General features: G+C 38.2%; 11 protein-coding genes. 6 read left to right on the forward strand and 5 right to left on the reverse strand.

Features of this window, described 5'->3' with window-relative positions; all coding sequences use genetic code 11:
* Positions 1-217: 217 nt before the first annotated feature.
* From ACERII_RS03850 to ACERII_RS03870, 5 genes are all read left to right on the forward strand, one after another.
* A complete protein-coding gene (locus ACERII_RS03850; RefSeq protein WP_373640180.1) occupies positions 218-925 on the forward strand; it encodes an NAD(P)H-binding protein in 708 nt (235 codons plus the stop codon).
* Entirely contained in the window at positions 909-2,684 is a 1,776-nt protein-coding gene (locus ACERII_RS03855) for a M3 family oligoendopeptidase (protein WP_373640182.1), read from the forward strand. The genes ACERII_RS03850 and ACERII_RS03855 overlap by 17 nt, the downstream gene beginning before the upstream one ends.
* Positions 2,685-2,695: 11 nt before the next feature.
* On the forward strand, positions 2,696-3,010 hold the full coding sequence (locus tag ACERII_RS03860; RefSeq protein WP_373640183.1) for a YwdI family protein: 315 nt from the start codon (positions 2,696-2,698) through the stop codon (positions 3,008-3,010).
* A 472-nt stretch (positions 3,011-3,482) separates the two neighbouring features.
* Positions 3,483-3,794: a hypothetical protein gene (locus tag ACERII_RS03865; RefSeq protein WP_373640185.1), complete on the forward strand. Its 312-nt coding sequence runs from the start codon at positions 3,483-3,485 to the stop codon at positions 3,792-3,794.
* Between the two features lie 114 nt (positions 3,795-3,908).
* Positions 3,909-4,280 (forward strand): DUF423 domain-containing protein, encoded by a 372-nt coding sequence (locus ACERII_RS03870; protein ID WP_373640186.1) that lies wholly within the window; start codon positions 3,909-3,911, stop codon positions 4,278-4,280.
* A gap of 452 nt (positions 4,281-4,732) precedes the next feature.
* On the opposite strand, the gene gerQ is transcribed toward ACERII_RS03870, so the two are convergent.
* From gerQ to ACERII_RS03895, 5 genes are all read right to left on the reverse strand, one after another.
* Complete coding sequence (gene gerQ, locus ACERII_RS03875) at positions 4,733-5,173, reverse strand: spore coat protein GerQ (protein WP_373640188.1); 441 nt, start codon at positions 5,171-5,173, stop codon at positions 4,733-4,735.
* Positions 5,174-5,253: 80 nt separating this feature from the next.
* Positions 5,254-5,685: a cell wall hydrolase gene (locus ACERII_RS03880; RefSeq protein WP_373640190.1), complete on the reverse strand. Its 432-nt coding sequence runs from the start codon at positions 5,683-5,685 to the stop codon at positions 5,254-5,256.
* A gap of 326 nt (positions 5,686-6,011) precedes the next feature.
* Positions 6,012-6,755 (reverse strand): hydrogen peroxide-dependent heme synthase, encoded by a 744-nt coding sequence (gene hemQ / locus ACERII_RS03885; RefSeq protein ID WP_373640192.1) that lies wholly within the window; start codon positions 6,753-6,755, stop codon positions 6,012-6,014.
* A 648-nt stretch (positions 6,756-7,403) separates the two neighbouring features.
* Positions 7,404-8,153 (reverse strand): enoyl-CoA hydratase/isomerase family protein, encoded by a 750-nt coding sequence (locus tag ACERII_RS03890; RefSeq protein WP_373640193.1) that lies wholly within the window; start codon positions 8,151-8,153, stop codon positions 7,404-7,406.
* A gap of 15 nt (positions 8,154-8,168) precedes the next feature.
* Entirely contained in the window at positions 8,169-10,100 is a 1,932-nt protein-coding gene (locus ACERII_RS03895) for an oxidoreductase (RefSeq protein ID WP_373640194.1), read from the reverse strand.
* Between the two features lie 356 nt (positions 10,101-10,456).
* Between ACERII_RS03895 and pta the strand changes: the two genes are divergently transcribed.
* A complete protein-coding gene (gene pta / locus ACERII_RS03900; protein ID WP_373640215.1) occupies positions 10,457-11,425 on the forward strand; it encodes a phosphate acetyltransferase in 969 nt (322 codons plus the stop codon).
* Positions 11,426-12,052 lie beyond the last annotated feature (627 nt).

Raw genomic sequence — 12,052 nt, forward strand, 5'->3', positions numbered from 1 at the left:
CTTTGTTATTGTCGGAATGAGCTTGATAAATGCGGGGGTCTGTCGAAATATATCTGCTAAAATCTTAAATAGGAATAAGAACTACAATAAACTCTAAATCTCAGTAGCAACAAGAAAATATCGGAATAATAAATTGGAGCACATAGTATAATCCTTTCATTTTTTTGACAATTCGTGATACATTGATACTAATGACGGTTCCAAAGAGGTGGAGAATTTGAAAAAAGCGTTAGTTGCTGGAGCTACTGGTTTAATAGGAGAACTTCTTGTACTTGAACTTATCCGAAGTGGACAGTATAACGAAATTCGTATTATTACGAGAAGGCAAACAAAGTATCATGATGAACACCTCGTCCTTGAATACATCATTGATTTTGACAAAATTGATCAATATGATCATTTATTTCATAACATTGATGATGTTTTTGTGTGTTTAGGTACAACGATGAAAAAGGCAAAATCAAAGAAGCAATTTATGAAGGTGGATTATACATATCCGATTGCAATAGGAAAGTTAGGTTTGGAAAATGATGTGAAGCAATATGTTATTGTTTCCTCCATAGGAGCAGATCGTGATTCTCGCTTTTTTTATAGTAAAGTCAAGGGTAAAACGGAAGAGAAGTTAATCTCAATGATGCTTCCATCCATTCATATTTTTCGACCATCGCTACTGGTAGGGGATAGAGGAGAATTTAGGCTAGGAGAAAAAGCTGCAGAATTAGTTGGTAGACCTTTTTCCCTTTTACTCATTGGACCTTTAGAAAAATATAAGCCTGTAAAGGGAACATATTTGGCAAAAGCTATGTGTACAGTCGCTCAGGAAGATAGTAGCGGCGTTCATATTTATGAATCGGATCAAATACTACGATTAGGAAAAATCTTGAACAACGATTATAGGAGGTCTAGACATGACGGAACAGTATAAACAAGTATGGAATTTAGACACAATTTTTGAAGGCGGAAGTGATTCTAGACATTTACAACAATTCTTAGCTGAATTAGATACAGAGATTACTCAATTTCAAAAGGATATAGATAGTAAAGAGGTGACTGTAAAAGTAACTGCGGATAATATCGTTCGAGTACAAGAAATTGGAAAAAAGGTGAGAGAAGCAGGAGCGTTTATTGGCTGCTTGAATGCTCAAAATGTTCATGATGATAATGCAAAGCTATTAACGGGAACGATATCTCAATTAGGATCTAAGTACTCTGCCGTGTTAACTTCTATTGATGAACAACTGTTAGCGTTTAATGAAGAACAGTGGAAGGAATTTGTTACATTAGATGGTATGGAAGACATTCTTTTTAACTTAAATGAAAGAAGAGAGAATGCAAAAGAGAAACTTTCAGGAGATAAAGAAAAACTTATTGATTCCTTAGCTGTTGATGGTTACCATGCGTGGGGGAATTTCTATAATACACTAGTTGGTCGAATGACTGTGGACATCGAAAAAGATGGAGAGACAAAATCTTACTCTGTTGGTCAAGCTGCTAACTTAATGAACGATAAAAGTAGAGAAGTAAGAAAACATGTTTTTGAACAATATGAAAAGGCTTGGGAAAAAGAATCGGAGCTATTTGGAAATACATTAAATCATTTAGCGGGCTTCCGTTTAAACACATATGAAGCTAGAGGTTGGGAAGAAATTCATAAAGAGCCATTAAAAATAAACCGCATGAAAAAAGAAACTCTAGATGTGATGTGGGATACGATTACAAAAAACAAACCAGACTTCTTGAAGTACTTAGAGCGTAAAGCGGAAATTTTAGGACAAGATAAATTAGACTTTGTCGATGTAGGTGCTCCTGTTTCTGAAAATGTAGAAGAAGTAAGTTATGATGATGCTGCAAATCTAATCATCGATCAGTTCCGTTCCTTCAGTCCAAAAATGGCTGACTTTGCTAAAATGGCATTTGAAGATGAGTGGATTGAGGCAGAAAGTCGATCTGGAAAGCGTCCTGGTGGATTCTGTACGAGCTTCCCATTAAGTGAACAATCTCGTATTTTTATGACGTATGATGGTTCAGCAAGCAACATTGCAACACTAGCACATGAGTTGGGCCATGCATATCACCAATATGTGATGAACGATCTACCACAAATGTCGCAACGTTATGCGATGAACGTAGCAGAAACTGCATCAACATTCGCGGAAATGATTGTAGCCGATGCAACGGTCAAACAAGCAAAAACGGATGACGCAAAAATCCAGTTATTAGATGATAAATTAAACCGTAGTATTGCCTTCTTCATGAACATTCACTCTCGTTTTATCTTTGAAACGAATTTCTATGAAGAACGCAAAAAAGGTTTAGTAAGTGTACCCAAGTTAAATGAGTTAATGCTGAATGCTCAAAAAGAAGCATACTGTGACTCATTAGGGGAGTATTCACCAACTTTCTGGGCATCGAAGCTCCACTTCCATATTACAGGTGTACCATTCTATAACTTCCCGTATACGTTCGGATATCTGTTCAGCCTTGGAATTTATGCTCAAGCTGCAGAAGAAGGCACTAAATTTGAAGATAAATATATTGCATTATTAAGAGACACTGGTCGAATGGAAGTAGAAGAATTAGCGAAAAAGCATATGAATGTTGACTTAACACAACCTGAGTTTTGGCAAAAGGCCATAGATCTTGTAAAAGAAGATCTAACTACATTCTTAGAGCTTACGAAGTAAGAGGTGAGTGTATGAATATCCCAGCAAAAATTGTTGTGGAAAAAATGGAACAGGAATTACAACGCTTAAAGGCTATTCTTGAGGATCAACCCAATTCACAAGCATATCGAGAACAAGCGATAGCTATTAAAACTTATTGTGATTTGTTACTATCATCAACCTCAACGGAATCATTTGTTACACCGAATGTAAAACACGCCACTGTTGCAGATGTAAGAAAAGATGTAGAAACGAAAAGCCATGTAAGTCCAAAGAGCTCAAAAGAAAAACTATCCATCTACGATGATGGTGATGACCCAAATAGTGATAGTCTGTTGGATTTTTAATGATCAAATCACAATTATTAATATCAATTAACGCCCATTTCACATTTAGATTTGTGAAGTGGGCTTTTATATTTTTAGAATGTTTAAAGTTAGTAATACAAGTTAATTAAAAACGTAATTACCAAGCCGCCCCCCCATGCAAAAAGAAAACTGGCACCATGGCGTATGAAAATCATTATTATTAGATGTTTAAGTAACATCAACTTCCTATGGAATGAGCGTAAGTCCACGAACTCCTGTGGGAAGTAGAGTAAAGGCGAGACACCGCAGAACGCTTGCGTTCGAGGAGGCTCGGCAACTCCCCACAGGAAAGGAGTGGACAGAAGCGAATGGAATAGAAACCAACAATATTAGGAAATACATTATTACCAAGGGAATAATCAGATAATTCTAACTTTTGCGCTGTGAAATTATTATTTTAGTACATTGTTTCTTTAATAATGGAAAAAATAAGCGTAAAGGAGGTTATACAATGCTACAAAATAATATAGGAAATGGTTTTGGATTACCTATCTATTTTCTTGCAGGAAGAGAGTATTATGATAACGGATCAAAAATGAATGAGGATAGCTATGATGTTTATGTAAACAATGACTATATGGGGAAACACACTCTGTTTGCTCAAAATGAAGACGTAACTGCTATTACTGACTTTTTACATGAACAAGGATTCCATAACATGAGTTTGGAAGTAAAAGGCGATCACATAGTGGTACATTCCGAATCAGAGGAAGATGTTCAACAAATGGAAAAAGCGTTACGAGTATTTTTACAAAATCGTTAAATAGGAAGGAGTGTTCATATTCACGTATATGAATGCTCCTTCTTTGTTTATAGTCAATTACTATGATATTCTTTGTTCATAATAAATTGGTTTAGACAAAGGAGATAAACGCAAATGAAGTTGTTTTTAATGCTAGGAAGTATAAGTGGATTTTTATTTGTTGCATTAGGTGCATTTGGTGCACACGCGTTAAAACCAAAACTTGAGGCAGCTGGCTATTTAGAGACTTTTCAAACAGCAGTTCAATATCAAATGATACATACGCTGGCGATAATTGCTGTTGCCATTTTAACGCAATACCTTGGTGCAACTGGTTTACTACATGGAGCAGGTTGGTCCTTCTTTATCGGGATTATCATCTTTTCTGGAAGTTTGTATGTATTAAGCTTGACAGGTATATCAGTGTTAGGAGCAATAACTCCAATAGGTGGACTGGCATTTTTAGTAGGCTGGATCTTATTGTTTATTGCAGCGATGCAGGGGTAAGCACACAGCGTATCCGTGAACAGTGGAGTGACATGGAATCATAAAAGGATAGACATCCATGCAAGTAAAAAAATTGCACCATGGCGGATGAAAATACGTTATAAAGTATATTAAGTACTATCAACTATATATGCAATGAGCGTAGGTCCACTATTTCCAGTGGGAAAGTAGAGCAGAGGCGAGACCCCGCAGATCGGAGCCAGGATGGCGACATGACGCCGTTGTCCACAGGACGTGGGCGCTCGTTACACGTACTTAGACAGAATTCCTTGAGGAGGCTTGCCAGCTCCTCACAGGATAGGATTGGATCTGAAGCGAATGGAATCACTACCAACAAAGTTAGTATCACTCGATAGTCAGATACAAACGTATTTTCAGGTTAGCCAAAATTAAAATAAAAGGCAGCTACTAAAAGACGATTCGTCCTTTCGTAACTACCTTATTTTTACACATTATCTTGGAGGGTACGTATCTAAGTCAGGTGCTGCAGCAGCCCCTGGCCAATCATAATCGTATTTGATTTCTTCATCAAACGTAACATAATCAAGATTTACCATTAGAAGTAAGTATCTTTTTCCTGTTTGAGGGTCACTAATAATAATATGATCTCTACCTGCTGCTTCAACAACTCCTTTAAAAACCTTCGCATTCCAACGCTCATTATATTCAAACGTCATGTAGAATGTTCCAATTTTACCACGATTTAGTCGAAGAATGTTTTCAATAAATGATTGCTCTAACGGAAGTTGCCCTGGTGCTTGCGGCGGTGGTGCTGGTGTTGTAGGCTGTTGTTGTACAAATCCAGGTGTAGGAGTTTGAGCCATTCCTGGTGTGCCTTGGGTTCCATAACCATAACCATACGGTGAATAAGGATAACCTGATTGTGAGTACATATCGTCACTCCTTTTTTAAAGTATAAATAAAAGTAAATAAAGGCTTTCGCCAAAGAATTACTTGGCGAAAAGCCAAGTTATTAATATGTTGAATAAACCGACGGACAAGCGCTAGCTAATGGTGAGTAAAAACAATGTAACTTATACCGACCTGTGTTCCACTGACCCCACCATTGAGCAGGACAGGCTCCCTCTGGTCTGAAAAACCATAATGCATTATCAGCAGGGTGGTGGCGTTCGCCCTGTACAAGTCGTCTGGCAAGTCGTTTATCTTTATCTCGGGCATGCTGATAGAAATAACTTTTTTGAACAGCCTCAAATCCACCTGGAGACTGAAATGCCATTCTGTTTACATCAGTAATTTCCTTAAAATCGAGACAATCGGCACGGACACGGTTTACCATAACGTTACCGGCCTTAAGCATACCTAATTCTCCTTCACCTTCAGCTTCTGCTCTCATTAATCTTCCTAATACTGCAATATCTGCTTCTTGAGCTTTGATTACACCCATGAAAACACCTCCTTTGACAATCTTGCGCGGTATAAACTCGTTGTGTGCCAATAGAGACTACTTTAGGCATTTTACGAATTTCAAAATTGGGAGCAATCACGTATGTGGTCACAACATAGAATACATGTAACATGCTTTCTACAATCACTATTGTATGTGTATGTACTCCTACAGGTGCCTATGACAATTCAAAAAAAAGAAAAAATCTTTTTTAAAAAATAATGGAGTCATTAGATTGCCTTGTTGTACAGGAAAGGAAATGGTGTTTGGAATGGAAGTGGAATTAAAAAACCTAGTGAGACTCCTCACTAGGTTTTTAAATAATATTAAACATGTAAAAATGATTTTACTTTTGAATCATCAAGGAGATTTCCTACATAGAATGAACCAAACTCACCAAATCTTGCGCTTACTTCATCAAAACGCATTTGGTATATAAGCTTTTTAAACTGAAGTACATCATGAGCAAATAGTGTTACGCCCCATTCCCAATCATCAAATCCAACAGATCCGGAAATGATTTGACGAACTTTTCCTGCATATTCTCTTCCAATCATTCCGTGACTTCGCATCATACCACGACGTTCTTCCATAGTTAACATGTACCAATTATCATTTCCTTCACGACGCTTGTCCATCGGATAAAAACATACATATTGCCATCTTGGAAGAATTGGCTTTAATCGAGCTTGAATTTCTGGGTCTGTATTCGGGTCCTTATCGGCGGGTAAATAATTACTTAATTCCACAACAGATACATAGGAATACGCAGGAACTGTATATTCAGCAAGACGAGTTTTATTAAATTCGGTCTCCAGCTCCTGAAGCTCGTCCATTGTTGGACGAAGTAGCATGATCATGAAATCAGCTTTTTGACCTAAGATTGTATAAAGAGCATGGCTTCCCTCAAAACGTTCTTGAGTTGCGTTCCACTTTTCCAATAAGTTTAAGAATTCCCCCATAATTGTTTCTCTATCTTCAGTACCTAGCTTTTTCCATGCTGTCCAATCCATTGTACGGAAGTCATGCAGGCAATACCATCCCTCTAACGTTTTTGCTGGCTCACTCATTTACGTCACTCCTTCAACATCTTGATTATCTATTTTCAATTGTTTTATTATCCTTCTTCATTATACTTGTTCCTTTTTTAAAAACCAAATGGCAAGCCTTTATGTTCGAGTGCTTCTTAATTTAATTGAGATCATTAAGTAAAGGAGTGCTATAAGCAGATTTGGATCATTTTGAGAAGAGATCTACCTTGAAAATAAGTGTATCCTACTATCTGGTAATACTAACTCTGTTGGTTTGTATTCCATTCGCTTCAGCCTGCTCGCGTTCCTGTGGGGAGCTGGCGAGCCGTCCTCGAGGAATTCTGTGCCTAAGTAGGTGCCCACGTCCCGTGGCAACGTCGTCATGTCGCCATCCTGGCTCCGATTTGCAGGGTCTCGCCCCTGCTCTGCCTCCCACCGGAGTCTTGCTGGTTTCCTCTCATTGCATATAAAGTTAAAAATACTAACTATACTCATAGCGTATTTTCAAATTCCATGGTGCAAATTTTTAACTTGCATGGCGGTCTAGCGATAAAAGATGCCAAACACCAAACGCCCGCCCATACACCCATAAATGAAATCGACAATACCCTAATCAAACAAAATCACTGAAAAAGCACAGCCAACTCTTCCAGTGATTTTTCCAAATTAATTTAAAATTCCTCGAGATCAAGACCCTCTGACAAACTTCATGACAGCTTGCTTATGAAATGCTGACTTCCCAGAAACTCGCTGACCTTCTACCTCCATGTCCAATGTTACCCTCAACGTTGATTCGAAACCAGCTTTCATATTCCTCTTCATATAGTAATAAGCAGGATAAGGAAGCCTCTTCAAGTTTTGAATAAAAGTCGAAGGATCTCCCACCTTATTGACTAACCCAATTTCCACTGCCTCCTTAGCACTTATTTTTTTTCCTAAGGACAGTTCCAATGCTTTTCCTAAACCAACAAGTCGTGGCAAGTAATAAGAGGCTCCCGCATCTGGAATAAGGCCAATCTGTAAAAAGCTCAGCGCAAAGGCTGACTGCTCATCTGCAATCCGGAAATCACAAGCTAATGCAAGACTTAGCCCAGCTCCTACAGCAATGCCATTAATATAAGCAACTACAGGCTTCTCGATCTGGTCAATGAGAAGTATAAGAGAGTTATATGTCTTTTCTAAATAACTTCCATGATCAAATTGTTCGAGATCATCTAAAGGAATGCTTTTAATATCAGCCCCGCTAGAAAATGCATCTCCAGCCCCTGTTAATACAATGACCTGAACATCATGATCGGACTTTGCCATTTTAAATGCAGCATACAATTCTTCGTGCATTTCTAAGTTTATTGCGTTTTTTACGGAAGGTCTATTCATCCTAATAGTAGCTACTCGATCCTCCACATTGTATAAAACGGTATTTTGTTTTAATGACATCATCGTACCTCCTAATTATATTTTCCGTCCTACGATCGTACCGTCATATATAGCTTTTTTGGCATCAAGGCCTAATGCGTGCATAGCACCCCCGATAACATGCACTTGTTTCCCTTTTTCTTCAATCTTTACCGCTAACTCTGTATTTGGAAGCTGACCTGCAGCGAAAATGATCGTATCTGCGGTAAGAGAGCTTTCCGTACCATCTTTTTGGAAAACAATAGTGGAAGGGTTTTCAATTTTGTGGTAAGCTTCAATTCCTCCGATCATTCGAACCCTTTTTTTCCGAAGGTCCATAAGTGTTGCCCATCGAGTCGTCTTTCCAATACCTCTTGCAAAGGATTTGCCGCGTTGTAATAATGTGATATCATGATTTCCTTTCTCCTTTAAAAATAAGGCTAAATCGCAAGCAATTCCACCACCACCTACAATAATGACACGTTCTCCAGCTTTTTTTGTGCCTTCAAAAATATCACGATAAGTAATAACAGAGGTCGTATCTAAACCTGTTATTTCAGGTATTCTAGGAGTAATTCCCGTTGCAAGTATGATTTCATCTGCATGATCTAGGAGAGGATCAAAAATATCTATATGATAATTTAGTAGTACTTTTACATGTAACAATTCAAGTTGAATTCGGTAATACCGTAGAGTCTCATAAAACTCTAGTTTTCCAGGAACAGACTTTGCGTAGTTTAATTGTCCACCAATTTCGCTTTTTCCATCAACGAGGGTAACTCTGTGGCCTCTTTCTGCTGCTACTCGACTAGCTTCTAATCCAGCGGGCCCAGCACCAATTATCAAGATGTTTTTTTGTTTAGAAGCAGGGATAATAGTTAATTCCGTTTCTCTACCAGCTTCAGGATTTACTAGACAACTTGCTGCTTTTCCTTCAAAAACATGATCTAGACATGCCTGATTGCAAGCGATGCAAGTATTGATTTCTTGAGACCTGTTTTCCTTCGCTTTTGTTAAAATTTGTGGATCTGCTAAAAAAGGGCGTGCCATAGAGATAAAATCAACTGTTCCTTTCTGTAGAAATCGATTTGCTTCCAATGGATCGCTAATGCGGTTGCTGGCAACTACATGGGTGTTTACATGACTTCTAATCTCTTCTGCGACAGAAACAAAGTTCATTCTAGGAACCTTCATAGAAATAGTAGGTACACGAGATTCATGCCAACCAATTCCAATATTTAATACATCCGCACCGTTTTTTTCTAACTCCTTGGCCCATTGTATGGTTTCTTCTTTTGTAGTGCTTTCTTCGATTAGGTCTAACCCTGACATGCGAAAAATGATTGGGAATTGGTCTCCAACAGCATTTCGGACAGCTTTTACTATCTCTAGTGAAAAAGCAATTCTTTTATCAAAGGTGCCGCCCCAATGATCATTGCGATGATTTGTCACAGGGGAGGTAAACTGGTTTATCAGGTATCCTTCTGATCCCATGATCTCCACTGCATCAAATCCAGCCTCTTTTGCACGTCTAGCGCCTTCTGCAAAATCTCTGATTGTTCGATGTATGTCTTCTTCGGTCAGTCCTATCGGTTCATCCGGATTAATGGGTGATTGAATAGGGGAGGGTGCTACTGGATCAAAGCCAGTAAGATTCTTATAAGCATAGCGACCTGCATGAAATAACTGTAAGGCTATCTTGCCCCCTACGTTATGGACCCCATCCGTTAGTGGCTTCCAACGTTCTATATCCTCCTCCTCATAAATGGTCATGAAATCTAATCCGCCACTTCCTTCAGGACATACAGCAGCCCCGCCAGTTACAATAAGCCCAACGCTATGTTTTGCTCGTACTTTGTAAAACTCTGTTAATTTTTCGATGCCATTTTCCAAACCTTCTAGCCCAACGTGCATGGAGCCCATAATGACTCTGTTTTTTAAATCTAGATCTCTAATTTTAATAGGCTGAAACAACGCTTCACAAGCCATGATTTTCCCCCTTCGTTTCTTGTTTTTCTCTCCTAATGCTGTTATGTTTGTGGGTAATATTGTGAGGTTGAATAATTATGGTACAGAGGTATTTTTGTTCTTTTTGCAATAGAATAGTGACATAAAAATGAGTGACTATTCATTCATTATACAAGGGATTATATATTTCACGCAATCTTCAAAATTACATTTGATAAAAAAGGGTATAATAATATTGTTTGTATATATAATGTCGTTCTGAAAATTTAAACTTTATGAAATATGCATAGGAGTGTTTTATTTTTATGACGAGAAGGAGTATCCTTAGGGGTAGATGTTTTTTGTAGGATAAAAAGGAGGAGTTTTTAGTGAGTGACATGTTTTCAGCCATCGCTGATAAGGTGAAGCAAGGGTATCCATCCATTGTTTTCCCGGAAGGCACGGATGAACGTATTCTAGAAGCAACAGTTCGATTGAAAAAAGAGGGTATTTTAAATCCAATCTTAGTTGGTAACGAAGATGAGATAAAAGCGAAAGCATTAGATTTACAATTAGATGTTTCTGAATTAGATATTTATAATCCTGCAACATATGAGGCATTTGGTGATTTGGTTGATGCATTCGTTGAACGTCGTAAAGGGAAAGCTACGCCAGAAGAAGCTAGTAAAATTTTACAAACACCTAACTATTTTGGAACGATGCTTGTTCATTTAAATAAAGCAGCAGGTCTAGTTAGTGGTGCTGCACACTCCACTGGTGATACAGTGCGTCCAGCTCTTCAAATTATTAAAACGAAAGCGGGCGTGAAAAAAACTTCCGGTGTTTTTGTTATGGTAAAAGAAGATCAACGTTACATCTTTGGTGATTGTGCGATAAACATTGCACCCGACAGCAATGATTTAGCAGAAACTGCAATAGAAGCAGCGAAAACTGCACGAGTTTTTGATATTGAACCTAAAGTAGCGATGCTTAGCTTCTCTACAAAAGGATCTGCAGTAAGTCCAGAAACAGAGAAGGTAGTAGAAGCAACAAAGATTGCACAAGAAAAAGCGCCTGAATTAGTATTAGATGGTGAATTCCAATTTGATGCTGCGTTTGTACCATCTGTTGCCAAAAAGAAAGCGCCAGACTCTCCGCTAAATGGTGAAGCAAATGTATTCATTTTTCCAAGCTTAGAAGCTGGTAATATTGGTTACAAAATTGCTCAGCGTTTAGGTAACTTTGAGGCAATTGGACCGATCCTTCAAGGATTAAATAAACCAGTAAACGATCTATCTCGCGGATGTAATGCGGAAGATGTGTACAAGTTAGCATTAATAACAGCAATGCAAGGATTAGCAGAATAATTCCGTTGGTACCTAGGCATTTTGCATAATAAAGAATGAGTCCTGTTAATTGGGGCTCATTTTTTGTTTTTGTCATAAGGGCTAATAAAAACTACTTAAAAAATAGTTACAAGCTTAGAGATGATCAAATTGTCTAATAAGACCTGCTTTCGAGACAAAAACAAGGAAGTGCAGCCCAGAATTGTCTAGTAAGAGCGTCTTTCGAGACAAAAACAAGCAATTGCAGACCAAAATTGTCTAGTAAGCAGTGTCTTTCGAGACAAAAACAAGGAAGTGCAGACCAGAATTGTCTAGTAAGAGCGTCTTTCGAGATAAAAACAAGCAAGGGCAGTCCAAAATTGTCTAGTAAGAGCGTCTTTCGAGACAAAAACAAGCAATTGCAGACCAGAATTGTCTAGTAAGAGCGTCTTTCGAGACAAAAACAAGCAAGTACAGACCAGAATTGTCTAATAAGCTACATACTAGATCAATAGCAAGCTTAGTTGAGGTGAAACTATATAATAACAAACATATGAATAGTTAGTTTCTTGATTTTAGAATGGTACTAGTGGGAAACGTAAAAAAACCTTCGCATACACACAGAGGTCGGGGAACTGAGAAAACAAAGGTGCTGGTTGGACTACCGCA

The organism is Evansella sp. AB-rgal1, assembly GCF_041820985.1.
GTDB lineage: Bacteria > Bacillota > Bacilli > Bacillales > Salisediminibacteriaceae > Evansella.